Here is a 23,411-nt window from a genome sequence, read left to right on the forward strand (position 1 = left end):
AACTCAAAGGTCTTTTATGCGATACTTTATCTCCGTTCTTGTTTTTGTACTCTTCATGCTAACTCCACTAAGTGCCAACAGTAGGGCTGATGTTTTTCATAAAATAGAAAAAGACCTTGATTCTATCATAGTAAAAGATTTATCAAGCAATAAAACAATCTTCAAAAAAAATGAAGAAAAGTCGGTAAGACCTGCAAGTTTAACAAAGATAATGACATCTATTTTGGCTATTGAGAGTGGCAAGATGGATGATGTAGTGACTATAACAAAACCTATGATAGATGTTGAGCCAACAAAGCTTGGTTTACAAGTAGGAGACAAAGTTAGACTTAAAGATTTGGTACATGCCGCACTTATAAGATCAACAAACGATGCTGCGTATTCGATAGCTTACTACTTGGGTGGTGGAGATAAAAATAAATTTTTAGAGATGATGAACAAAAAAGCAAAAACGATTGGAATGAAGCGCACAAACTTTTCAAATCCTGCTGGTTTTGATACACCAAATCATAAAAGCACAGCATCTGATTTAATGCAATTGACCGAGTATGCTATAAAAAGCACTACATTTAACAAAATCGTAAATTTAAATACCTACAGCTTTTCGACAGTAAACACAAACAAAAGATTTCAGGTTTTCACAAGCAATAAATTAAAAAGAGCAAACAAATACGTAGTCGGAGTAAAAACAGGCTATACAAATGAAGCAGGTGCATGCCTAATCGCAAGAGGCAAAAAAGATGGAAAAGATATTTTGCTCGTCATGCTCAATGCCGACAACAGATGGGTAAATGCGAAAAAAGCACTCGATGAGCTAGTAAATGAAAAAAAAGTAACTACTACAAAACAGAAAAAACGACACGCGTGATGCATTTGCTAAGTATGAAAGAGAAGTAAAAAAACTCTCTTTATATTTATCTATCTAGCCTCTTCCTTCACGCTTTTACGCTAACTCTTAAAAAAAATCATCAAACACTAATCAAACACTCTTTATTTATACTTCGCTTTTAATCCATAGAAGTTCGTAAAGGAAAGAGTTTATGCAGTATGTAAAGTATGGAACTGTAAACGAAATCTTAGAACTCTTTGATGCGCATACCAAGCAGATAGAAGCACTTGTCTTTACTATTGAGATACGAGATGCATACACACAAGGGCACTCTAAACGAGTGGCTCAGTATGCTGCACATTTGGCAGAGTGGATGCAGATGGATGAGTATTTTATAAAAGCTATTTATATAGTCGGTATGCTTCATGACTTAGGTAAGATAGGAATCCCAGATGAAATTTTACTCAAACCAAGTGCGCTGACTGAGATAGAGTACAATCTTATAAAATTCCACAGTACGCTCTCTGAAAAAATCATTCAAAAACTAGAGCTCTTTCCAGAACTTCTCTTAGCGGTACGTCATCATCATGAAAATTTTGATGGAAGCGGGTACCCTGATGGGCTAGTAGGAGAAGCTATCCCCTTGATGTCAAGGATGATTTGTGTTATGGATGTATTTGACGCGCTCACTACAAGAAGAGTTTATAGGGATTTGATGCCTATGGAACGGGCTATGGAGATTATGGAAGAGGAGTTTAAAAAAGGAAAATTTGATCCCGAGATTTATGAGATTTTTAAAAAAAATATCTACCAACTCGGCGTTTTAGATTTGGGGCATCTTTTGGAGTTTCAATACCCTGAGCTTGAAGAGAGGCGCAACACTTTTTACTTTAAAAATCCCATTACAAACTTGCCTAACAAAACTGCATTGTTGACTTTGTTAAGCAAGGGTGCGAGCAAAGACCAATCTGCGTTTTTAGCAGAGATAAATATAAGTGCCTTTAGCGAATTCAACAAAACATACGGACTGTTGCGAGGGGATGAGTTGTTGAAAAAAGTCGGAACTTTTTTGATGAAAAAATTTGGAAATCCAAATGAGTTTGAAATATCGCTTAGTCATAAAATCTCTATTTTTCATGGATATGCGGATAAATTTTATCTTTTAGAGTTTGGTTTTAGAGATACCTACCTTAAGATGAGATTGGACAAAGTTGTTACAAGTGCGCAAGAGGAGATAAACACTCCACTTTACTATAAAGTGCTGCTTCAAGGTGAAAAGATTCCTAAAAATATCCACAATAAAGTGGGGTATCTCCTATGAAACGTATTTTTAATTGCGCCATAACCAACCAAATCGAACTCCTCTATGCAAAAACGAGCTTGAAAAATTTTCTAAAAAGCTACACCACGCCAGATGCGCATTTTTTGGAGTTTGCGGTTATGGAGCTTGGTACAAATCTGATCAAGTATGCCAGTGGAGGAGAGTTGTGGTTTTTGCTTATCAACGAGAAACTCTCTCTTGCTTCTGTTGATTTTGGAGTTGGGGCAGATGATATAGATACGATTGTGCAAAGAGGCTACTCTTCATCAACGCAAGAGTCTTTGGGGCTTGGTCTTTATTCGTTGGTTTCTCATGACTCTTATGTGTTAGAAATAGCCTCTTTTTCGAAACAAAACAGCAGTTCTATCACAGGAAGTGTTTTTGTGCTTTATGAAAAAAATCTTGAACAAAGCTCTTTTTGTTCTATGAGTTTGCCTCTGTATGACGCTATGTACAATGGAGATTTTCTTGTACAAAAGGGGAAATATGTTTTTTTTGGAGATGTTGCAGGGCATGGAAAAAAAGCTTTTTTAAGTGCATCGGAGATTATAAAACACTTTTTTGAGAGTTCGATTGGTGAGGGTCAAGTTGATGCATATTTTCAAAAGTTGCATACGTTTATCATTGAGAACTCACTTCGCAGTGTTGTTGGGGCTTTGGTGGAGTGCAACAAAGATTTTTGGAGGATTTATGGTGTTGGAAATATATCTTTAGCGATGAAGCAAAAAAATGATTGCACTCTTAATGCATTTGCGCAAGGGATAGTGGGAGAGACTTTTAACCATGTCTCCTCTTTTGAGTTGTTCAAGGAACAAAATATGATGCTCATACTTATGACGGATGGCATAGATGCAAAAAAAGCCATAGAGGTAGTGCAGAGATTTGGCAATCTCTCCAAAGAGTCTTTAGCCATTGCAATTACACATTTTGCAGGTGTGCATGATGATAAAACAGTTGCACTATTTATTTAAATTGGGAGAAGAAGAATGAATCAAAAAATAAAAGAACAGTTACAAAATCTCATAAAAACAGACTCATCGGAGCTTATAGAAGAGTGGGTGAAATTTTTTTAGTGAGAGCCAAAAAGAGGTGCAAAGCCGTTATTACGATGACTTTTTAGGTTTTTTTGAAGAGTGTGTCGAGGAAAATTTGGATGTACAGAGCGAATCGGCACAAACGATGTCCATGTTTTTGGGCAAACTTTATGAGATACTCGGCGATGAGTACTTTTTTAATTTTCAAGAGTCTGTCTATACGTGCTATATGAAGTTTCCTATATTTGCTATTTTAGATAAAAGAGATGAGTTTCATTATGAGATTGCAAAAACGCTCACGGCATTTTTTGAATCGATGACTTCTAAAATGATTATAAAGTTGTTATATAAAAATCAAGAACTTGTAGAGTCAACCAACTCTGAACTAGAGGAGCGAGAAGCTCCCATGAGCGAGATATCTGAGGGTGTTTTGATGGTTACTCTTGTGGGAACGCTTGATTCAAACCGTATCTTAAAGATTATCGATAAGGTTTTGAAAAACTTAGAAAATGTCAATATTACTGATGTTATTGTCGAGATAAACTCTATCTTTGATATCAACAGTGAAATAGCGCAGCAGATTGTTAAGCTAAACAATGCTATCCATTTTATGGGTTCTCGCTCCTACATAAGCGGTGTCAATGCAAATATCGCTAAAAGTCTCACGCACCTTGGCATATCTTTGGGTGATGTAAAAACGTATAGAACCACCAAAGAGGCTATGAAGAGCATCCAACTCTCTAAAGGAGTAGGGACAAATGCTTGATTTTATAGCTGCTGGAGCGCTTTTTGATGCTTCTACAAAAAAGATAGTTGAATCGACTCAGACTTTTAGTGTCATGTTTGGGGAACAGATATCTTTAGAGAAACTTTTAGCAAACCTCGACATAGAGGCAGATCCTGATGAACTCCCCTATGCAGAGTGGAGAATTATCAACAATGAGAACTATTTTTTTACTATAAGATTTCTGCAAAAGTCCATAGCTGTGATTTTATATCACGATCCGCTTATCGAAGAGCTTTATGTAACGCTTAGAAATGAATCGCTTTATGACTCTTTAACAGAGGGGCTTTACAAAAACCACGGAGAAGCGCGTATTTGCAATGAGTTAAAACTCTATTCACGTTACTCTGAAAATGCCTTTTGTGTTTTGATCTATGATATCGATTTTTTTAAAAAAGTCAATGATACGTACGGTCATTTGGCAGGTGACTTGATACTCAAAGAGCTCTCTTTGAGAGTTAAAACGATTTTAAGAGATACAGATGTCTTTATTCGCTTTGGAGGAGAGGAGTTTTTGATACTTCTGCCCATGACAAAAACAGCGGGTGCAATGGTTATCGCAAAGAGGATTTTGAGCATTACAGCATCTGAGACTTTTCTTTTTCAAAATCATAAAATCGATGTAACGGTGAGCATAGGGATAACTTCTCCTCTGAAGAGTGACACGATAGCAACACTTATAGCAAGGGCAGATGAAGCGCTTTATAAAGCAAAAACAAACGGTCGCAACAGGATAGAGTATCTTTAGGAAAAATTTAAGCACTTTTCAAACATAGCAAAGGGAGTTTTTAAGATGATTCACATCGATTTTAATAAAAAAATTTTTTGGGTTATTGCCATTTTTGTGGTTTTGTTTAACACGCTTCTTACATATGAGATGTACAAAAAAGAGAAAAAAAATATCGAAGTAAGAGCGCTAACAAAAGCCCAAAATCTTAAAAACTATTTTATCTCGATGCGAACTATTTACCATCATCAGTTTTTAGATAGTAATCTTGAAATAAACGAATCAACCGTAAAACTCCTGCCTGCATATGCTTCTACTATCATTAGCGATAAGTTTGCGGAACTCTCACATGATGGAACAACCATAAGAAGTGTAACAGACAGAGTTAGAAATGTAAAAAACACAGCGGATAGTTTTGAGCTAGAAGCCATTGAGTACTTTAAGAAAAACCCTCACAAAACCATGCTTATGAAAAAAATAAAACAAAATAACAGAGATTTTTTCAATTTTACTTCACCACTTATCATAGAGCCTTACTGTCTTATGTGCCATGGGAAAAAAGAGGAAACATTACCATCAATTCAAAAAAATTATGATACTGCTTATGATTATAAAGTAGGCGATATACGTGGTGTTGTAAGCATAAAAATTCCCTCTGAAAAACTAGCTTACGAGAGTATGCATAGTTTTTACAATATAGCGATTTTTAGTTTTATCTCTACATTTTTCTTGCTTGTCATCATCTACTATGTCATTAGAGAACTCACCATTAAAGACGTGGAGCAGAAAAAAGCTCTTGAAAATGAGATTGACAAACTCTCTTACTATGATCAACTCACAAATCTTCCCAATCAAAATCTTTTTGAGCAGCATCTCAAGGAGGCGTTTATGAAAAGCAGTGAGAGTTTAAAGCATGGGGCTGTTTTACTGTTGGATTTTGATGATTTTAAAAATGTAAATGACCTTGTAGGCAAAGAGAGAGGGGATGAAGTTTTAAAAGAGATGGCAAAGAGACTTGTCTCAAAAACAGATAAGCTCTCTATGGTTTCGAGATTTGGCGGAGATAAATTTTTTATTTTAGTCAAAGAGCTCTCACGGGAAGAACAAGAGTCTGCAATTATCTTAAAACAGCTTGCAAAAAAAGTAGTTGCAGCCGCAAAAGAACCATTTGTCTTAGATAAAAAAACGTTTCATCTAACGTGCAGTGTGGGAATTGCTCTGTTTTTTGACAATAAACTTGCTCCACAAACAGTTCTCAATCAAGCAGAGCATGCTATGCGTGTTGCAAAAAAGAGTGGAAAAAACCTTATAAAATTTTATGACCAAACACTTCAAGATATGACAAATGCACGTTCTTTGATGTTACAAAATCTCAAAGAGGCGGTTTTGGAGCGTCAATTTGTCCTTTACTACCAAAAACAGGTGGATAACGATGCCAATGTTGTAGGTGTTGAAGCGCTCATAAGATGGCAGCATCCAAAGCTTGGTTTTGTGCCTCCAAACGAGTTTATCCCGCTTGCAGAGGAGAGTGATATCATCAAAGAGATAGGTGCGTATGTGCTAGATGAAGCTACAAATCTCATCATAAAATGGTCCAATGATGAGGTAAAAAAAGAGTGGCGCATCTCTGTCAACATCAGCCCAAAACAGTTTAGAGATGAAGGCTTTGTGGAAAATATCAAAAACTTAGTTATCTCAAAAAATATAGACCCAAAGAAGCTGAGAATCGAACTAACAGAGAGCGTCGCCATAGATAATCAAGAGAGCGCCATGCAAAAACTCGATGCATTAAATAGCTTTGGTGTCTCTATCTCGATTGATGATTTTGGGACGGGATACTCAAATCTGAGGTACCTCAAGCACCTGCGCATAGATGAGCTAAAAATAGACCAATCATTCGTCTTTGGACTAGGCAAGAACTCTTCGGATAAAACCATCATAAAAACCATTCTGATGATGGGAGAAGAGTTTGGTTTTGAGGTGATTGCAGAGGGCGTTGAGACAAAAGAGCAGCTTGAAGAGCTTAAAAATCTCGGATGCAGCTATTTTCAAGGCTATCTTTTTGCAAAACCATGCCCAGAAAATGAGCTTTAAAGAGTTAAAAGTTACAATATTACAAAATATTAATACCATTTAAATAGAAAAGGAAATATCAGATTGGACTATTTACTACTTATCGTGCCTCTTGCTTTGGTAGCGGTTTTTTACTACAGAGGATTGTACAAAAAAGAGAGCAAAGAGAAGCAAGATATCGCAAATGAACGTGATTTGCTTGGAAAACAGCAGGTTTTTTTTGTACGCAAAATGATTCACGAGATGAAGACGCCTCTAAGTGCCATAGAGTTGCATCTCTCCATTATGGCAAAAGAGCATTGCAGTGCGAAAAATGTTGCCATGATAAAAAGTTCAACCCGTATGCTTGCCACCATTTATGATGATATCGCCTTTCATGCAGGCAAAGAGAAGCTCTGTTATCCTGCTGAGTGGATAGAGCTAGAGGAGTTTATCGCCGATAGAGTGCTCTACTTTGATGCGATGGCGAGTGTGAAAAATATTTTTCTGGATTTTTACGCGGATAGTGATTTGTATATCCTTATGAGCAGGGTAGAACTCCAAAGACTCATCGACAATACACTCTCAAACGCCATAAAGTACTCAACAAAATCATCTGCAGTTGTAGAAATTATCATCGCAAGTGATAACGAAGAACTGAACCTCATAGTCAGAGATAAAGGTGTCGGCATGAGCCAAGAGGAGGTTCAAAGCCTCTTTAAAGAGTACTACAGAGTGAGCAGCAACATTCAAGGGCTTGGGCTTGGAATGAGCATCATCAAAGAGATTTGTGATGACTACGGCATCGCTATCAAAATCCAAAGTATTAAGAAAGAGGGGACGACTTTTGTCTATAAAATTCCAAAAGAGATAGTCAAAAGAGAAGCAAAAAGTAGGGATAAAGTATGAAAGTGCTTCTTTTAGAGGATGATTTTAGCACCAATGCCGCCATGGTAGATGAACTTGAGGAGTTTGGATTTATCGTGGACTCTTGCTTAGATGGGGAGAGCGCTATGAATCTTGTATATGAAAAGAAGCACGACCTTTACGTTCTTGATATCAATGTTCCCAATTTTGATGGTTATGAGGTTTTAAAATTTATTGTCGAGAAGTATCCCAATGCTCTGACGATTATGATTTCGACGCATATCGAAATTGAGTATCTTAAAAAAGCTTTTGCTCTTGGGAGTAACGATTTTTTGAAAAAACCTTTTGAGATGGAGGAGCTTCTTCTTCGCATTAGAAATATCATGCGTCTTGTGAATCCTCAAGGGAACCAAGAGGGGTGTGATTTGTCGCAAGGATATACCTACTCACTTCTTAGCGGCGAACTTCTTTACCATGGGATAAACGTAAAACTGACAAAAAAAGAGTCTCTTTTACTGCGTCTTTTGGTGCAAAATTTGGGAAATGTAGTGAGTTTTGAAACGATACAAAACTACGTTTGGGACAACGAAGAGGTCTCCGCCATTACCATCCGTTACTGGGTTTGTGCGCTCATAAAAAAGCTAAAAAACGGGATGATTGTCAACGTAAGAGGAGAGGGGTATCGCTTAAGAAAACTCTCCTAAGCGATTGTAGCAAACAACCTGATTGCGACCCCTCTCTTTGGCTCTGTAAAGCGCTTTGTCGGCATTGTCTATGAGGGATTGGATGTCGTCTTGCTCTATAGCGCTTTTTGAGCGGTTTATGAAACATAAAAGCATTAATTGGATAAAATCTCCCTAATATTGCCATTTTTCACTATGAAGGAAAACTATGTTTGAAGTAGTTATCGGACTTGAAGTCCATGTTCAGCTCAACACAAAAACAAAACTTTTTTGCTCATGCCCTACGAGTTTTAACCACAAACAAAATACCAACACATGTCCAACGTGTCTCGCACTCCCCGGTGCGCTTCCCGTTTTAAACAAAGAGGTGCTTCATAAGTCTGTTATGTTTGGTACGGCGATTGATGCTACTATCAACCAAACATCTTATTTCGATAGAAAAAGCTACTTTTATCCAGATAGCCCCTCTGCGTACCAGATTACACAGCTCTATACTCCTGTAGTTGAGCATGGAAAACTCCGCATTGATTTTGAAGACGGCTCACATAAAGTTGTCCGTATCAACCGTGCGCATATCGAGGCGGATGCGGGGAAAAACATCCATGACGGTGCTATCTCAAAAGTCGATTTGAACCGTGCGGGAACGCCGCTTTTGGAGATTGTAAGCGAACCTGATCTAAGAAGTGCGGAGGAGGTAACGCTCTATCTTAAAAAACTTCACTCCATCATCCGCTATCTTGATATCGGCGATGCAAACATGCAAGAGGGGTCGTTTCGTGTGGATGTAAACGTCTCTATCCGTCCAAAAGGGGATGAGAAACTCTACACTCGTGTTGAGATAAAAAACATTAACTCATTTCGTTTTATCCAAAAAGCAATAGAAGTTGAAGTTGAACGCCAGATAGAGGCTTGGGAAGACGGAGTTTACGATAAAGAGATAGTTCAAGAAACACGCCTTTTTGACCAAGTAAGACAAGAGACTCGCTCTATGAGAGGCAAGGAAGAGGCGGCGGATTATCGTTACTTTCCTGAGCCGGATTTGCTTAAAGCGGTTATTACCGATGAGATGATGCAAGAGTTTAGCGTGATTCCTGAACTTCCTGATGAGAAGATGGAGCGTTTCGTGCGTGAGTATGGCATGAATGAGTACAACGCAAGTGTGCTTACATCGGCGGTGGAGATGGCACACTACTTTGAGAGTATGATGGAAGAGGGCATTAGCACTAAAAATGCACTGACATGGCTCACCGTCGAGCTTCTTGCAAGATTTAAAGGCGAGGTAAATATCTCAAATTCTCCTCTTGAAGCGAAAAAACTCGCTCTTTTAGTTAAGAGAATTGAGGATGGCACTATAAGCGGCAAAGCGGCAAAAGAGGTGCTTGACTCTCTTATGGAAAAAGGCGGCGATGTAGATAGCACGATTGAAGCACTTGGGTTGAAGCAGGTAAGCGACACTGGTGCTCTTGAAGCGATTTGCGACACGGTTATCGCTGCTAATGCTGATAAAGTGACAGAGTACAAAAATGGCAAAGAGCAGCTTTTTGGGTTCTTTGTCGGTCAAGTGATGAAAGCGTCTAAAGGGAGTGCAAACCCTGCAGCAGTCAACGAGATACTAAAAGCAAAGCTGGGGTAGATGAATTTTTTTACAAGGTTAGTGGTCGATTTTGCCTACTTTTTAAACGCGTCCATAGCCTATCAGCGTCAAAAACGTTTCTTTTATGATGTCTTAGAAAACGACAAATACCCCTACAAAAAACACTTTGATATCTTTATGATAGCGCTTATCTTCTCAAGCGTTGCCATTTTGATAGTGGAAGTAAAGTCTGAGATAAACATCTATCTCAAGATTTTTAACATCTATGTTATCTCCATAATATTTCTTGTTGAGTATGTTCTAAGGTTTTGGATAAGCAGCAGTGTCAGTGATATGATTATCAAAAAGAGTGAACATGCTGTTGCGCTGGGCAGGAAGTTTTATCTTTACAAAGCGCTCTTAAGTGCTGCAAAAGAGAAGCTTCGGTTTGTGTTGTCTATAAAAGCGATTATAGATTTACTGGCCATCTTGCCACTTTTCCATGAACTTAGGCTGTTGCGCCTCTTTGTTGTTTTTAGAGTTTTTAAATTTTTTCGTTATACAAAGAGCTTTCAAGCTTTTGTTTCCGTTCTTGCTACGAAAAAATTTGAATTTTTCATCCTTTTCATCTTCTCCTCTATCGTTATTTTCGTCTCTTCCGTACTTGTCTATGTCATGGAAGCCCAAAACCCAAAATCTCCCATCAACACTCTTTTTGATGCGCTTTACTGGTCTATAGTGACCATAGCGACGGTTGGGTATGGCGATATAGTCGCTGTAACGACTGAGGGGAGGATGGTTGCTATCTTTGTCATCATCGCTGGTATCTCTGTTTTGGCATTTACAACATCCATCGTTGTCTCCGCTTTCACCGAAAAACTAGATGAGGTAAGAGAGATACGAACAGTGGACACTATCCGAGGATTGAAACATTTTTATCTTATTTGCGGCTATGAGAGTGTGGCGCAAGAGGTTGTAAAAAAACTCAAAAATACAAAGTACGGTGTTATCGTTTTGGATGAAGATGCCCAAAGAGTAGAAAATGCGAAAAAAGATGGGCTTATAGCCATAAACTATGACCCAGGGGACGTGGAGAGTTACGAAAAGCTCGGCATAGATATCAACCTGCAAGTCAAGACGATTCTTTGTCTAAGAGAGAGCGACATAGAAAATGTTTATACGACACTGACTGTACGCTCCATCAGCAAGGATGTCAATATCATCTCTCTGCTTATGGATGATGCGAACCGAAAAAAGCTCATTTTTGCGGGTGCAAATGAGATTTTTTATCCAAAAGGATTGGTGGGCATGATTGCAAAAGAGCTTACAGGACGACCTGTTGCTTTTGAGGTGATTCATGCGCTTCGCAATGACTACTATGGTGTGGACGTAGAAGAGATTTTGGTGGATGAGAGAATGAGCCAAAATATCCTCTATGTGAGTGAGTTAAACTGCGCCAAATTTAGAATTATCTTGCTTGGAATCTATAAAAAAAATACAAAGAGATTTTTCTTCAACCCCCTAGAAGAGACGATGCTTGAGAGTGGTGACTACCTGCTTTTCATAGGAAATAACGCTTTTATGGGAGAGTTTGAAAAATATCTACACAAGAAGATAAGACGATGAAAAAAGCAGCCTTGATTTTTGGATATAACGATTACGCTTTGGAGATTGCTAAAAATCTTAAGAGTGGATACGAAAAAGTCACTATTTATGCTCTTGGCAGTGAGGTGGACGCACTCAAAAATAGCCATGATGTAGAGATAAAGAGTTTTGATTTGAGCGATAACTGGAGCAATATCGATGAAGATACCGATAGAGAAAACTCCATCGCATTTTGTGTTTTAGAAGATAGCGCGGAAAATATCTTTTTAACGATTTCGCTACGCTCCTCTTTTGAAAACCTTAACATCATAGCACTCTCAAACAACAAACAAACTGCAAGTAAACTCCAAATGGCGGGTGCTAACAAGGTGATACCACTTGTGCAAACAACCGCTGAAATGATTGCTGAGATGCTTCAAAAACCCATAGTTAAGGAAGTTTTTCATAATATTTTATTTCAAAATAGTACACTCAAAATAGCGCAAGTCAAAATGAACGAGGGAAATATTTATGTGGGTAAAGAGATTTCTGAGATAGACTGGAGCATCAAGTATGGTGTGGTAGTTTTGGCACTTGTGCACAAAGATATGAGCAGTGAATTTATCTATTCGTACAAAATAAAGCATCATATCATCGATAAAGATGATGTTTTTATCGTCGTGGGATATGCAAAAGATATCAAAGAGTTTGAAGAGATGACAGGGAGCAGATGTGACTAAAGTAGGAGTGATTGGAGCTGGAAAATGGGGAAGCGCTTTGGCTTTTGCGCTGAGTGAGAAGTGTGAAGTATATATAACTTCAAGGAGACCCAGAGAGCTAAAGAACTTTGTTTCATTGGATGAGATTTTAAAGTTGGAGTATCTCGTTATCGCCATTCCTGCACAGCAAATCGCATCGTGGCTAAGGGACAATTTTGTCTATAACAATCACAAAATATTGGTTGCGGCAAAAGGGATAGAGGCGAGTTCTGGAAGATTTTTAAATGAGATTTATGATGCCTATGTTCCACAAAACAACATCGCTTTTTTGTCAGGTCCCTCTTTTGCCGCAGAGGTTATGCGCTCACTCCCAACCGCACTCGTGGTCAATGCCAAAAACGAGGAGTTAAGCAAAACTTTTGCCTCCTTTTTCCCATCTTTCATCAAAACTTACACCTCTACAGATGTTGTTGGTGCTGAGGTGGCGGGGGCGTACAAAAACGTTATCGCCATAGCAGCGGGCATTTGTGAAGGTTTAGGGCTTGGTAAAAATGCCGCGGCTTCACTTATCGCAAGAGGGCTTGTAGAGATGCACCGTTTTGGTCTCTCTTATGGAGCAAAAGATGAAACATTTATAGGACTTAGCGGAGCAGGAGACCTTTTCTTGACTGCATCATCGACTATGAGCAGAAACTTTCGTGTGGGGCTTGGCATCGCAGAGGGCAAATCTAAAGAACAGATAGTCAAAGAGCTAGGAGAGGTCGCCGAGGGCGTAGGAACTGCTTATGCACTTCATAAAATAGCTAAAGATAAAGATTTGTATCTTCCAATCGCACGAGAAGTTTACAATATGCTTGAAGGCTTAGACCCGCGCATAAGCCTCCGCAATTTTCTTGCTAATTAAAACTTTTTCTCTAAAATGTAAGTTGAAATCTGTCTGATTTCCTCTTGGGTTACTTTGCCTTTAAGTGAAGGCATTACACCAAACTTCTCTTTTGTCTCTTTTGGAAAAAGCATCTTGTCTTCTGTCGGAGAAAAAGCGTAGTCAACGATATATTTGATCTTATCTTCCTCTTTTTCGTACTTCTCTCTTGCCTTTTTAGCAATCGCCCAGTAAGGAGGCGCTTTCATATTACTTAATTTCTCTTTTGTTATCTCACCCATAAGATGACACTCACCACATTTCGCAACCGCCAAAGCCTCTATCTCCGCATCTGAAGCAGACGCTAAAACAAGAGTGCCTATAATCAAAGATAAACTTACAATTTTTTTCATGACAACACCTTTTATAAATTTGAATAATTAGGATTATAACATACTATTATTAAAAGAGTGCAAGTTTTTTAAGAGCTTATATATGGAAAAAAAGATAAGATAAATAAATTTTACTGAATTTACTTATACACGATGATATTAATACATAAGCAGTGAATATGAATCTAAACCTTAACGAATCACAAAACATCGAATTTAAACAAATCTGGAAAGATGAGTATATCAAGTGGCTTAGTGCATTTGGTAATAGTGACGGCGGGAAGCTCTATATCGGTGTAGATGATGATGGAAAAATCGTCGGCATTGATAATGCAAAAAAACTCCTAGAAGATATACCAAACAAAGTGCGAGATATTTTGGGCATTTTAGTAGATGTCAATCTTGTGCAAGATGAAGATAAAGAGTACCTTGAAATCATCACAGATAAATACCCATACCCTATAAGCTACAGAGGTTCGTACTATTACAGAAGCGGAAGCAGTACACAAGAGCTAAAAGGTGCTGCGCTTGATAAATTTTTACTCTCCCGTCAAGGTAAAAAATGGGACGGTGTGCCTGTGCCTTATTTTGGATTTGATGATTTAGACCCTTTCGCATTTAGATTATTTAGAGATAAAGCAGAAAAAAAGAAGAGAATCGATGCTGAGCTTTTAAAAGAGAGTGATGAGGTGCTAGTGGATAAACTTCATCTCAAAGAGGGTGATTATCTAAAACGAGCAGCAACACTTCTTTTTGCAAAAGAGCCTCAAAAGTATGTAACCGGAAGCACCATAAAAATAGGATATTTTAAATCAAATAGCGATTTAGTTTATCAAGATGTTATAGAGGGAAATCTTTTTGAGCAAGTAGATAAAGCTATGGAGCTTATATTTACAAAGTATCTAAAAGCTATCATCTCTTATGAAGGGGTGCAAAGGGTTGAGAGTTTTCCTATCTCTGAACTAGCCTTTAGGGAAGCTCTTATCAATGCGGTAGTTCATAAAGATTATAGCTCGCAACAAACTATTCAAATAAGTGTATATGATGATAAATTGCTTATGTGGAATGCGGGAGATTTACCGCCACACTGGACGCTAGATACCTTGATGCAAAAGCATAACTCAGAACCTCATAACCCTGCTATTGCCGCTCCTTTTTTCTTGGCAGGTTATATAGAATCTTGGGGAAGAGGGATAGAAAAGATAGTTGATGAATCACGAAAATTTAATGGAATCACACCACAGTTTAGATGGCTAAATGGTTTGTGGGTGGAGTTTTATTTTAATACTAAAAAAAGTTTACCTAATAGGTTGGGTGAAAAGTTGGGTAAAAAGTTGGGTGAAACACAGAAAAACATCATAAAGTTTATGCAAGGCAATCCAAAAATTGCAATTACGGCACTTGCGAGTGAACTTGGAATAAGCACAACGGCGATAGAAAAACATATCAAAACACTAAAAGAGCAAAATATCATTAAACGAATCGGCGGCGCTAAAGGCGGGCATTGGGAGATTTTAAGCATATAAAAGGGAAAAAATGGGCGAAAGTAGCGTGATTTATAAAAAACTAGCCGTAGCGTTTTTGGTGGCATTTGGAATTTTTGCGGCGGCGTTTATGCTTTTTTCTCCCATGCAGTCACTCCTTTTAGGGGTAATTGCTTTTTTGGTGACACTTTGGACAAATGAAGGATTGCCTCTTGGTGTGGTCTCTTTGCTTCCCATCATCCTGTTTCCCTCTTTTTCTATCCTCTCTGTATCGCAAACTACACAAAACTATGCAAATCCCATTATTTTTCTTTTTTTGGGTGGTTTTTTGCTTGCTATCGGTGTTGAAAAGACGAAGCTTCATGAGTGGATAGCGCAAAAAATGTTCTCTTTTTTTCCGGCAACGCCCAGAGGTATTATCTTCTCTCTTGTCATAACATCAGGACTTCTTAGTTCACTTCTCTCAAACACCACAACAACGCTTCTTCTTATCTCTATAGCACTCTACCTTACGCAAAATCCAAAACTCAAGATGCGTTTTGCCCTCTCCATCGCCTATGGTGCGAGTATCGGCGGTATTTTAACGCCCATCGGAACGCCTCCAAATCTTATTTTGCTTGGATTTATGCAAGAAAAAGGGATGGAGTTGTTCTCTTTTATGGAGTGGAGCTGGATGATGTTGCCTCTGGTTTTTACCATGTTCTTTGTTGCCGCTTTTTTGCTTAGTATCGGCGTAGATGGAGTTGCGATAAAGGTAGAAAATGAGAGCAAAAAACTCACAAAAGAGCAAAAAAAGGTACTCCTGCTCTTAGGAGGAGTCGTTTTACTTCTTCTGCTCAACGCTCCTTTTAAACCCTATTGGAATGGGCTTGGATGGAGTGAAACCGTCATCTTGCTTGGGTTTGGTCTTTTGTTGTTTGTGCCGCCGTTTCACACGCTTAAATGGATGGACGACAAAGCAAAGATTCCATTTCGCATTATGTTTTTATTTGGGGCAGGATTTTCCATAGCCTCTGCTTTTAGTGCCACAGGTTTGGCAGACAGTGTTGCTTCCTATCTTGTTGCTCTAATGGAACTTGAACCCATTTTGATACTTTTAGCCGTTGCTGTTCTTGTCACATTTACAACCGAGATAACATCCAACACTGCTCTTATCTCTGTTATGTTGCCCATCATTTATGCTCTCTTGCAGCAGTCTGGTTTGGATGCAAAACTCTTTATGATAGTAGCAACGGTATGTGCTAGTTACGCCTTTATGCTCCCCATAGCCACCCCGCCAAATGCCATCGCCATGAGTTCTGGAACACTCAAGGTAAGTGACATGGCAAAGTACGGATTTGTACTCAATATAGCTGGCATTTTGCTTGTGGTCTTTATCGCGGAGTTTTTTTGGAAGTAGAAGTCTCCTTAACAATTTTTAGCTAAAATTTCGCAAAAAAGGAGTTTTGCATGGTAGTTCATATTGTTATGTTTAGATTTAAAGAAGAGAATAAAGAGGCAAATATCCAAGCGGTTGCAGTGAGACTAAATGCACTCGTAGCACTTGTTCCATCACTCATATCGATGGAAGTAGGGGTAAACTTTACAAACTCTGAGAGGGCGTTTGACCTCTCTTTATACTCCACTTTTGAGACCAAAGAAGACCTTGATGCTTACGCTATCGACCCAGAACACCTCAAAGTGGTAGAGTTTATAAAGTCTGTGACTTTGGAGTCAAAAGTGGTTGACTATATTTTATAAATGCTAGAATTGCGAAAAATTTAAACCCTAAAGGCAGTTTTATGGTAATGAGTATTGTAGGAATCTATACGCTTTTTGTGCTTCTGACTATCTATATCAGCGTGATGCAGATAGGTTATGTAAACCAAGCAAAACGAGGCAAAGCAGTTCTTCTTAGTGAGAGTGAGTTTATAAAGGCTGGAAACTACGCTATCGCTAAAGAGAAGATGAGCATAGCTTCGACATTTGTGGAGTATATCGCTTTTTTGTTTTGGGTCGGTTTTGGGATAAAGTTTTTAGAGAACAGCTTCTCTTTTGAGAGTGAGACACTTTTAAGTGTCTCTGTTGTAATGGGCTTTTTGGTTATAAACTCTCTTGTTTCGCTTCCTTTTGGCTATTATGAGAAGTTTGTACTTGACGCACAGTTTGGTTTCAACAAATCAACTATGAAGCAGTGGATTAAAGATACGGCGATATCTTTTGCCATGACGCTTCTTTTTGGCTCACTTGTCGTTTGGGGTGTTTATGCCATCATCTCAAGTTTTACACTTTGGTGGCTCTGGAGTTTTCTCTTTATCTTTGGTGTTGTTATCCTTGTCAATATGCTCTTTCCAACCTTTCGTGCGCTCTTTTTCGACAAACTTACACCTCTTCAAAATGAGGAGCTTGATGCGCAGATAAAAGAGTTGATGGACAGAACAGGTTTTGTAAGTTCCGGCGTTTTTATGAGCGATGCTAGCAAGAGAGATGCGAGGTTAAATGCCTATTTTGGCGGACTTGGCAAGACAAAAAGAGTGGTGCTTTTTGATACGCTTATAGAAAAACTGACCACCAAAGAGCTTTTGGCTGTTTTGGGGCATGAGCTGGGACACTTTGCGCATGGCGACATCTACAAAAATATCGCTATGGTGGGTGCGATGCTCTTTGGTATGTTTGCACTATTTGGTAACCTTCCATCCTCACTCTACGTGGAGCTTGGCATCAAAGAAGCTCCTTATGCGATTATGATTTTGCTACTTCTTTTTATGCCTGTTCTTGGCTTTTTGATGATGCCGCTTATGGGGATTGTGAGCAGACACAACGAGTATGCGGCAGATAGAATGGGAAGTGAGCTTGGCGGAGCAGCTGGAGCGATTGAGCTTGCAAATGCACTCACAAAGCTTGTCAATGAGAACAAAAGTTTTCCGCTCTCTCATCCGCTTTATATCTTTTTTCACTACACACACCCGCCGGTTTTGGAGCGTCTCAAAGAGCTTGGTGTGGCACTGGATGGAGTTGACAAAAGTGCTTTAGGGGCGGCATGTCAAGCAGATATCTAGTCAAAGATGCCATCAGAGAGATAACCGATGCTCTTTCTCACATACATAGGGCTTCAAGAGAGGCGCAATTGCTTTTGATGTACCATCTGAGCGTGGATGAACTCTGGCTTTTGACGCATCAAGAAGATGAGGTCAAAGAGAGTGAAAAACTTCTGGAGTGGGTAGGGCGCAGAGCCAAAAATGAGCCGCTTGAGTACATAACGCAGAGGGTAAGTTTTTATAGCGAGGAGTTTTTTATCGCCAAAGGCGCACTCATCCCACGCCCTGAGACGGAGCTTCTTATAGATGAGGTTTTAAAAAATAGTGAAGACAAAAACGCACCCCTTACCATCGTCGAGGTGGGTGTGGGTAGCGGTATCATCTCTATCATGCTTGCAAAATTTTTACCAAATGCAAGATTTATAGCGGTGGATATCTCTAAAGATGCCCTTGTTATCGCACAAAAAAATATCGAGAAATTTGGACTCTCGCATAGAATAGAACTAAGAGAGGGTTCGCTTTTAGAGCCTGTAACTGAACATGTAGACTATCTTGTCTCCAACCCTCCCTACATCGCAAACGCTGCACCGCTAGAATCAAACCTCTCCTATGAGCCGAAAAATGCGCTCTTTGGAGGAGAAGAGGGGGATGAGATCATCAAAGAACTTCTTGATGAACTCTTAAAGAGAGAGATTAACTTTTTTAGCTGTGAGATGGGTTATGACCAAAAAGATAAAATACGCAACTATTTAAAAAAAACGCCCATAAAATCACTCTCTTTTTATAAAGATTACAGTGATTTTGACAGGGGTTTTACACTAAGGTTATAGCTATGAAGCGCAATGTTTATATGGATTTTAGTTACCTGCTTCTTTTGGCTGCAACTTTTGGCGCAGTTATCATTCTTGGTGCATTCGTCGCTCCTGTCGTTTTTAACACCCAAAACCTTCTTTTTGGAGTAGAGTTAAGCAACTACAACGAGGGAGTTATCATGGCAGAGATTTTTCGCCGTTTTAGCTACTGGGTTACTATTTTAGCTTTTTTTATAGCTCTTTATGAGATAGTAATGTACAAAAACGGGCAAAGAGATGCAGTTGTTTTTGGTGCTTCTGTTACTGCCATCTTCTCAGCTTTGATGTTTAGCGGGGTTTATGCGCCAAAAATCGTCTCCATGCAAAGACTTGGTGAAGAGGCGACACTGAGTGATACTTTTATCAACCTCCATCAGGCGAGTGAGCTTGATTTTAAGATTTTAGCAATAGCAATACTTATATTATTTATAAGAAGATTAATGCTTCTTAGGATAAAATAGCCTCTTAAATTTCTCAAAAAGAGGCTCTTCATGTTAAAAAAAATCCTTGCCCTTCTTTTTTTCTTCTGTGTCAGTATTTATGCTGATAGTTTTACAAAGTCTGCTACAACTCCCCCTGAGCTAGTTCAAAAAGGGTCACAAAAAGAGTGGTGTCCCGTATGTGGTATGAAACTCGAAGCCTACTATAAAACTTCCCATGCCGCAAAAATCCACGACCATCCGCAAAGACAGTATTGCTCCATCAGATGTTTGGCGGTAGATATGCAGGAGTTCAAAATCGACACAAACGATGTGCAGGTTGTGGATGTGGTTTCACAAAAGCTTATAAGTGCAAAAGATGCCTTTTATGTTGTCGGCTCAGACGTGCAGGGAACTATGAGTAAGGTGAGCAAACTTGCCTTTAAAGACAAAGAGGCGGCTGAGGATTTTAACATGGAGCATGGCGGAGAAGTCGTCTCTTTTGAAAAAGCACTCTCTATGGCAAAGGCTTCTTTAGACGCAGATGTTGCCATGGTGCAGATGAAAAAAGAGAAACAAATTTATCCTATGGGTAAAAAGATCTTTGAGAAAAACTGCAAAAAAGAGATAGACATCAACACTTATCTGCAAATCAACGAACTCAAAGCAGACCTTGTAGCTAAAAAACTTTGCGGCGAACTTGCAGAGCAGGAGCTTCAGCCGCTCTCGCTTTATATGTGGGAGGTAAAAAGATTTGGTGAAGGTGCATCCAAGCAAGATACTATTCAGGTAACAAAAGATGAGAAATGTCCTGTTTGCGGTATGTTTGTTTACAAATATCCAAAATGGGCGGCGCAGATTTTTTACAAAGATACGCACTTCTCTTTTGATGGCGCAAAAGATATGATGAAGTACTATTTTGACCATAAAGATGGGATTTCTAAGATGCTGGTTTCAGACTACTACTCCCAAAAGGCACTTGATGCGACAAAGGCATTTTATGTCATCGGAAGCGATGTTTATGGTCCTATGGGCAATGAGCTGATTCCGTTTGCTACCCAAAAAGAGGCATCAGCTTTTAGTATGGATCATAAAGGGCATAAAGTAATCGGGTTTGAGGCAATCACAAAAGAAGAGATTGAAAAACTTGACAAATAAAAAAAGTGCTTTTCTTCTCTGGACTTTTTCTCTGCTCTTTTGCTTTATAGCGGCGGAGATTTTTTATCTCTCCTCTACAAAAAATGAGGAGAGTTTTGGACTCAAAAGAGAGTTTGTAGCTACTCTCGGACTTAGCGATTTGGCGATTTCAACGGAGGCCTCTTACATCAGACATAGAAGTTTGAGCGATTTTTTCTCTATTTATCGGGATGACGGTGCGCTGAGAGACTATTTTGCTTCGACCTATGTTTACAAGGCAAATGATGCGAAGTAGGATTAACTTTTATATTGTTGAGTACGCCATCAACTCGCTCTTGCGTCAAAAATACAAAACTGTTTTTGTCACTCTGGTTTTAACGCTTCTTATTTTTCTGCTCTCATCCATCTTTTTTATCACAAGCTCCATGAAACACGAACTTCATGCAACGGTGGACGCACTCCCTGAGATTACCGTGCAAAAGATAAAAGCAGGACGGCATGATGAGATAGATGTTGATGTCATTGATGCGATTTTAGAGCTTAACGGAGTAGAGAGTGCTGTTGCAAGGGTGTGGGGGTACTACTACTTTGAAAATGCGGGGGTAAACTTTACGCTTATGGGCATTGATGAGTATGAGGAGCAGTATAAAAAATCTTTTGTTGCCGCCGTATCAAAACTTGACTTTACCAAACCGTCCATGCTTGTTGGTGAGGGGGTAAAGCGGGTCATGGATACGAACTACTACAAAGAGTACTTTAACTTTATTAAGCCAGACGGTACACTCAAGCGAGTAGATATCGATGCTGTTTTCAAAGCAGAGACTGAACTTGAGTCTAACGATGTTATCCTTATGAGCAAAGAGAGTGTGCGAGAGATTTTTGAGATGAAAGAGAACAAAGCGACCGATATCGTCGTGCGTGTAGCCAATTTCAACGAGGTAGCAACCATCGCTTCAAAAATCAAACTTCTCTATCCCGACACAAGAGTTATCACAAAAGATGACCTTAAAATCAGCTATCAAAATATCTTTGACTATAAAAGCGGTATATTTTTGGCACTCTTTACCACCGCTCTTTTTGCTTTTTTTATCATCATTTATGACAGGGCAAGCGGGCTTAGCAGTGAGCAAAAACGGGAGATTGGCATACTAAAAGCTATCGGTTGGAGAGTGGATGATGTGCTGAGAGAGAAATTTTATGAGGGCTTTATCGTCTCTCTTTTGGCGTATGTCCTTGGTATCGCTCTTGCACTTGCGTTCGTCTATATCTTTCATGCACCGCTTTTACGGGAGATATTTTCGGGGTATTCGCAGCTTAAAACCTCTTTTGCGCTACCTTTTGTGCTAGATGTGCAGACATTTGCACTTCTCTTTTTTCTTACCGTGCCGCTCTATATCGCCGCTATCATCATCCCTTCATGGAGAAGTGCAACACTTGAAGCAGACGAGGTAATACGCTAATGATACGCTTGGTAGATGTAGTCAAAAAGTATGAGGTAAACCAAAACGAGAGCGTAATCGCACTTGATAATATCAATCTTGAGATAAAAAAAGGAGAAGTTGTTGTGCTTCGAGGTTCTAGCGGGAGCGGGAAGAGTACGATTCTCTCACTTGTTGCCGCACTTAGTAAACCCACAAGCGGCGAAGTGGTTGTAGGAGATGAACGCATCTCCAAACTTCCAGATAGTTTCGCTTCCGACTTTAGGCGTAACACCATAGGGTTTGTTTTTCAAAAGTACAACCTTATCCCAACACTTAGCGTAGAAGAAAATATCATCTTGCCGCTTGTGCCGATAAATCTCGATGCCAAAGAGATAAAAGCAAAGCTTGAGCGTGTTTTGGGGATGTTTCATATAGCGCACAAGGCAAAACAGCTTGTCAAAAACCTCTCAGGCGGAGAACAGCAGAGAGTGGCGATTGCCAGAGCCAACATCAACAACCCGCAAATCATCCTAGCTGATGAACCAACCGCAAACCTTGATGCCAAACTCTCCCTCTCTTTTGTAGAGATAGTAAAAGAGCTTAAAGCGGAGGGAAAAACCATCGTTATAGCGACACATGACCCGCTTTTTTTTGGGCTTGATGTGGTCGATAGAGAGATAGAGATCTCTCAAGGAAAGCTTCTCTGATGCTTCTTACTCCCGAAGTTCTTGCCATCCTCGTGCTAAATCTGCTCTTTGGACTCTTTGGTGCGGTGGCATTTGTGCTAAGTCTTAGGATATTTTTAAAATGGGATGCAGATGCAACAACGCCGCTGCAATACACTCTTGAAAAACAGAGTTTTTTAGCCGCAACTATCATCAAGTATATCTTTAGCGTCAAAGTGGTGCTTTTTGCCTTTTTCATCTTTACGCTCGACAAAATATCGGGCGTTATTACGGGAGCTATGTGCGCTGCCGGTGTTGTGGATGCTACGCAAAGCGGGATGTACCTTATAGCACTTAAAATCATAAATCTCTATCTCTTTGCCTCTTGGCTCAAGCTGCACACCATAGATATGAGTGACAAAAACCAACCCTACACAAAGCTTAAATTCGGACTTTTTTTGCTCTTTTTTCTCTCTCTTTTGCTTGAGTTGGTGCTTGATTTTAGAATGTTTCAAGATATAGAGATAGACAAGATGGTGAGCTGTTGCGGTAGTATCTACTCAAGCTCTTCCACTTCGGCACTCTCAACCCTTTTTAAGATAGACAACTCTCTTTTACTGCTTGCTTTTTATGGTAACTATTTTTTGATTCTTCTCTTCTTTTTTTTGAAAAAAAAGTATCTCTTTAGCGCGCTAAATACCCTTTTTCTCCCTGTTTCGCTTATCTCGCTTATCCTCTTTTTCGGAACTTATATCTATGAGCTTCCGTCACATCACTGCCCGTTTTGTTTTTTGCAGGGTGATTACCATTATGTCGGCTATTTTCTCTATATCTCTCTGTTTTTAGGAACATTTCACGGGATGATTATCGGTTTTATGCCAAAGGTTGAAAATGGGTATAAAATCTCACTTTTATTTAATTCTCTTTATGTTATATTGCTGACACTTTATGTACTGTTTTACTACTTTAAAAACGGTGTTTTTTTATAAG

General features: G+C 39.2%; 25 protein-coding genes. 23 read left to right on the top strand and 2 right to left on the bottom strand.

Going from position 1 to position 23,411, the window contains the following annotated elements:
• The first annotated feature begins 16 nt into the window (after window positions 1-16).
• From AC6H4V_RS04590 to AC6H4V_RS04625, 8 genes are all read left to right on the top strand, one after another.
• The gene (locus AC6H4V_RS04590) at window positions 17-868 is read left to right on the top strand and encodes a D-alanyl-D-alanine carboxypeptidase family protein (RefSeq protein ID WP_497607660.1); all 852 of its coding nucleotides are present in this window, start codon (window positions 17-19) and stop codon (window positions 866-868) included.
• Window positions 869-1,040: 172 nt separating this feature from the next.
• Window positions 1,041-2,150, top strand: a complete 1,110-nt coding sequence (locus AC6H4V_RS04595; protein WP_497607661.1) for an HD-GYP domain-containing protein — start codon at window positions 1,041-1,043, stop codon at window positions 2,148-2,150.
• Window positions 2,147-3,121: an ATP-binding protein gene (locus AC6H4V_RS04600; RefSeq protein WP_497607662.1), complete on the top strand. Its 975-nt coding sequence runs from the start codon at window positions 2,147-2,149 to the stop codon at window positions 3,119-3,121. Before AC6H4V_RS04595 ends, AC6H4V_RS04600 begins: the two co-directional genes overlap by 4 nt.
• Window positions 3,122-3,239: 118 nt before the next feature.
• A complete protein-coding gene (locus AC6H4V_RS04605) occupies window positions 3,240-3,950 on the top strand; it encodes an STAS domain-containing protein (protein ID WP_497607663.1) in 711 nt (236 codons plus the stop codon).
• Window positions 3,943-4,716, top strand: a complete 774-nt coding sequence (locus AC6H4V_RS04610; RefSeq protein ID WP_497607664.1) for a GGDEF domain-containing protein — start codon at window positions 3,943-3,945, stop codon at window positions 4,714-4,716. Before AC6H4V_RS04605 ends, AC6H4V_RS04610 begins: the two co-directional genes overlap by 8 nt.
• Before the next feature lie 45 nt (window positions 4,717-4,761).
• Window positions 4,762-6,789 carry an EAL domain-containing protein gene (locus tag AC6H4V_RS04615; RefSeq protein ID WP_497607665.1) on the top strand — a complete coding sequence of 676 codons (2,028 nt, stop codon included), beginning with the start codon at window positions 4,762-4,764 and terminating at the stop codon, window positions 6,787-6,789.
• Window positions 6,790-6,852: 63 nt separating this feature from the next.
• Window positions 6,853-7,656 (top strand): sensor histidine kinase, encoded by an 804-nt coding sequence (locus AC6H4V_RS04620; RefSeq protein ID WP_497607666.1) that lies wholly within the window; start codon window positions 6,853-6,855, stop codon window positions 7,654-7,656.
• Window positions 7,653-8,318, top strand: coding sequence for a response regulator transcription factor (locus tag AC6H4V_RS04625; RefSeq protein ID WP_497607667.1), 666 nt, complete (start codon window positions 7,653-7,655; stop codon window positions 8,316-8,318). The genes AC6H4V_RS04620 and AC6H4V_RS04625 overlap by 4 nt, the downstream gene beginning before the upstream one ends.
• Here AC6H4V_RS04625 and AC6H4V_RS04630 read toward each other — a convergent pair.
• On the bottom strand, window positions 8,301-8,453 hold the full coding sequence (locus AC6H4V_RS04630) for a hypothetical protein (protein WP_497607668.1): 153 nt from the start codon (window positions 8,451-8,453) through the stop codon (window positions 8,301-8,303). The two genes, AC6H4V_RS04625 and AC6H4V_RS04630, sit on opposite strands and share 18 nt — an antisense overlap.
• A gap of 52 nt (window positions 8,454-8,505) precedes the next feature.
• Between AC6H4V_RS04630 and gatB the strand changes: the two genes are divergently transcribed.
• Genes gatB through AC6H4V_RS04650 form a run of 4 tightly spaced genes read left to right on the top strand, consistent with a single transcriptional unit; the run spans window position 8,506 to window position 13,077 of the window.
• Window positions 8,506-9,930: an Asp-tRNA(Asn)/Glu-tRNA(Gln) amidotransferase subunit GatB gene (gatB, locus tag AC6H4V_RS04635; RefSeq protein WP_497607669.1), complete on the top strand. Its 1,425-nt coding sequence runs from the start codon at window positions 8,506-8,508 to the stop codon at window positions 9,928-9,930.
• Window positions 9,931-11,496 carry an ion transporter gene (locus AC6H4V_RS04640; RefSeq protein ID WP_497607670.1) on the top strand — a complete coding sequence of 522 codons (1,566 nt, stop codon included), beginning with the start codon at window positions 9,931-9,933 and terminating at the stop codon, window positions 11,494-11,496. It abuts the gene before it with no gap.
• On the top strand, window positions 11,493-12,194 hold the full coding sequence (locus AC6H4V_RS04645; protein ID WP_428729804.1) for an NAD-binding protein: 702 nt from the start codon (window positions 11,493-11,495) through the stop codon (window positions 12,192-12,194). The genes AC6H4V_RS04640 and AC6H4V_RS04645 overlap by 4 nt, the downstream gene beginning before the upstream one ends.
• Window positions 12,187-13,077: an NAD(P)H-dependent glycerol-3-phosphate dehydrogenase gene (locus AC6H4V_RS04650; protein WP_497607671.1), complete on the top strand. Its 891-nt coding sequence runs from the start codon at window positions 12,187-12,189 to the stop codon at window positions 13,075-13,077. The genes AC6H4V_RS04645 and AC6H4V_RS04650 overlap by 8 nt, the downstream gene beginning before the upstream one ends.
• On the opposite strand, the gene AC6H4V_RS04655 is transcribed toward AC6H4V_RS04650, so the two are convergent.
• Entirely contained in the window at window positions 13,074-13,448 is a 375-nt protein-coding gene (locus tag AC6H4V_RS04655; protein ID WP_497607672.1) for a cytochrome c family protein, read from the bottom strand. The genes AC6H4V_RS04650 and AC6H4V_RS04655 overlap by 4 nt on opposite strands.
• Before the next feature lie 158 nt (window positions 13,449-13,606).
• On the opposite strand from AC6H4V_RS04655, the gene AC6H4V_RS04660 reads away from it, so the two are divergent.
• From AC6H4V_RS04660 to AC6H4V_RS04710, 11 genes are read left to right on the top strand one after another with little or no spacing between them, the layout of a single operon-like run.
• Entirely contained in the window at window positions 13,607-14,953 is a 1,347-nt protein-coding gene (locus AC6H4V_RS04660; RefSeq protein WP_497607673.1) for an RNA-binding domain-containing protein, read from the top strand.
• 10 nt (window positions 14,954-14,963) lie between these two features.
• Window positions 14,964-16,310 (top strand): SLC13 family permease, encoded by a 1,347-nt coding sequence (locus AC6H4V_RS04665; protein ID WP_497607674.1) that lies wholly within the window; start codon window positions 14,964-14,966, stop codon window positions 16,308-16,310.
• A gap of 50 nt (window positions 16,311-16,360) precedes the next feature.
• The gene (locus tag AC6H4V_RS04670) at window positions 16,361-16,651 is read left to right on the top strand and encodes a Dabb family protein (protein ID WP_497607675.1); all 291 of its coding nucleotides are present in this window, start codon (window positions 16,361-16,363) and stop codon (window positions 16,649-16,651) included.
• Between the two features lie 41 nt (window positions 16,652-16,692).
• The gene (locus AC6H4V_RS04675) at window positions 16,693-17,949 is read left to right on the top strand and encodes a M48 family metallopeptidase (RefSeq protein WP_497607676.1); all 1,257 of its coding nucleotides are present in this window, start codon (window positions 16,693-16,695) and stop codon (window positions 17,947-17,949) included.
• Window positions 17,931-18,758, top strand: a complete 828-nt coding sequence (prmC, locus tag AC6H4V_RS04680; protein WP_497607677.1) for a peptide chain release factor N(5)-glutamine methyltransferase — start codon at window positions 17,931-17,933, stop codon at window positions 18,756-18,758. Before AC6H4V_RS04675 ends, prmC begins: the two co-directional genes overlap by 19 nt.
• Window positions 18,759-18,760: 2 nt before the next feature.
• Window positions 18,761-19,240, top strand: a complete 480-nt coding sequence (locus tag AC6H4V_RS04685; protein ID WP_497607678.1) for a DUF4149 domain-containing protein — start codon at window positions 18,761-18,763, stop codon at window positions 19,238-19,240.
• A gap of 30 nt (window positions 19,241-19,270) precedes the next feature.
• Window positions 19,271-20,356, top strand: a complete 1,086-nt coding sequence (locus AC6H4V_RS04690) for a nitrous oxide reductase accessory protein NosL (protein ID WP_497607679.1) — start codon at window positions 19,271-19,273, stop codon at window positions 20,354-20,356.
• Entirely contained in the window at window positions 20,346-20,630 is a 285-nt protein-coding gene (locus tag AC6H4V_RS04695) for a hypothetical protein (RefSeq protein ID WP_497607680.1), read from the top strand. The genes AC6H4V_RS04690 and AC6H4V_RS04695 overlap by 11 nt, the downstream gene beginning before the upstream one ends.
• Complete coding sequence (locus AC6H4V_RS04700; protein ID WP_497607681.1) at window positions 20,620-21,795, top strand: ABC transporter permease; 1,176 nt, start codon at window positions 20,620-20,622, stop codon at window positions 21,793-21,795. The genes AC6H4V_RS04695 and AC6H4V_RS04700 overlap by 11 nt, the downstream gene beginning before the upstream one ends.
• Window positions 21,795-22,463, top strand: coding sequence for an ABC transporter ATP-binding protein (locus AC6H4V_RS04705; RefSeq protein WP_497607682.1), 669 nt, complete (start codon window positions 21,795-21,797; stop codon window positions 22,461-22,463). The genes AC6H4V_RS04700 and AC6H4V_RS04705 overlap by 1 nt, the downstream gene beginning before the upstream one ends.
• A complete protein-coding gene (locus AC6H4V_RS04710) occupies window positions 22,463-23,410 on the top strand; it encodes a hypothetical protein (RefSeq protein WP_497607683.1) in 948 nt (315 codons plus the stop codon). The genes AC6H4V_RS04705 and AC6H4V_RS04710 overlap by 1 nt, the downstream gene beginning before the upstream one ends.
• Window position 23,411 lies beyond the last annotated feature (1 nt).

It is taken from the genome of Sulfurimonas lacustris, from assembly GCF_059705355.1.

Coding starts and splice junctions, on each gene's coding strand:
- prmC (WP_497607677.1), top strand. CDS start 17,931: ATGTCAAGCAGATATCTAGTCAAAGATGCCATCAGAGAGATAACCGAT.
- AC6H4V_RS04705 (WP_497607682.1), top strand. CDS start 21,795: ATGATACGCTTGGTAGATGTAGTCAAAAAGTATGAGGTAAACCAAAAC.
- AC6H4V_RS04625 (WP_497607667.1), top strand. CDS start 7,653: ATGAAAGTGCTTCTTTTAGAGGATGATTTTAGCACCAATGCCGCCATG.
- AC6H4V_RS04670 (WP_497607675.1), top strand. CDS start 16,361: ATGGTAGTTCATATTGTTATGTTTAGATTTAAAGAAGAGAATAAAGAG.
- AC6H4V_RS04660 (WP_497607673.1), top strand. CDS start 13,607: ATGAATCTAAACCTTAACGAATCACAAAACATCGAATTTAAACAAATC.
- AC6H4V_RS04645 (WP_428729804.1), top strand. CDS start 11,493: ATGAAAAAAGCAGCCTTGATTTTTGGATATAACGATTACGCTTTGGAG.
- AC6H4V_RS04710 (WP_497607683.1), top strand. CDS start 22,463: ATGCTTCTTACTCCCGAAGTTCTTGCCATCCTCGTGCTAAATCTGCTC.
- AC6H4V_RS04615 (WP_497607665.1), top strand. CDS start 4,762: ATGATTCACATCGATTTTAATAAAAAAATTTTTTGGGTTATTGCCATT.
- AC6H4V_RS04595 (WP_497607661.1), top strand. CDS start 1,041: ATGCAGTATGTAAAGTATGGAACTGTAAACGAAATCTTAGAACTCTTT.
- AC6H4V_RS04590 (WP_497607660.1), top strand. CDS start 17: ATGCGATACTTTATCTCCGTTCTTGTTTTTGTACTCTTCATGCTAACT.
- AC6H4V_RS04630 (WP_497607668.1), bottom strand. CDS start 8,453: ATGCTTTTATGTTTCATAAACCGCTCAAAAAGCGCTATAGAGCAAGAC.
- AC6H4V_RS04685 (WP_497607678.1), top strand. CDS start 18,761: ATGAAGCGCAATGTTTATATGGATTTTAGTTACCTGCTTCTTTTGGCT.
- AC6H4V_RS04675 (WP_497607676.1), top strand. CDS start 16,693: ATGGTAATGAGTATTGTAGGAATCTATACGCTTTTTGTGCTTCTGACT.
- AC6H4V_RS04690 (WP_497607679.1), top strand. CDS start 19,271: ATGTTAAAAAAAATCCTTGCCCTTCTTTTTTTCTTCTGTGTCAGTATT.
- gatB (WP_497607669.1), top strand. CDS start 8,506: ATGTTTGAAGTAGTTATCGGACTTGAAGTCCATGTTCAGCTCAACACA.
- AC6H4V_RS04700 (WP_497607681.1), top strand. CDS start 20,620: ATGCGAAGTAGGATTAACTTTTATATTGTTGAGTACGCCATCAACTCG.
- AC6H4V_RS04640 (WP_497607670.1), top strand. CDS start 9,931: ATGAATTTTTTTACAAGGTTAGTGGTCGATTTTGCCTACTTTTTAAAC.
- AC6H4V_RS04665 (WP_497607674.1), top strand. CDS start 14,964: ATGGGCGAAAGTAGCGTGATTTATAAAAAACTAGCCGTAGCGTTTTTG.
- AC6H4V_RS04600 (WP_497607662.1), top strand. CDS start 2,147: ATGAAACGTATTTTTAATTGCGCCATAACCAACCAAATCGAACTCCTC.
- AC6H4V_RS04610 (WP_497607664.1), top strand. CDS start 3,943: ATGCTTGATTTTATAGCTGCTGGAGCGCTTTTTGATGCTTCTACAAAA.
- AC6H4V_RS04655 (WP_497607672.1), bottom strand. CDS start 13,448: ATGAAAAAAATTGTAAGTTTATCTTTGATTATAGGCACTCTTGTTTTA.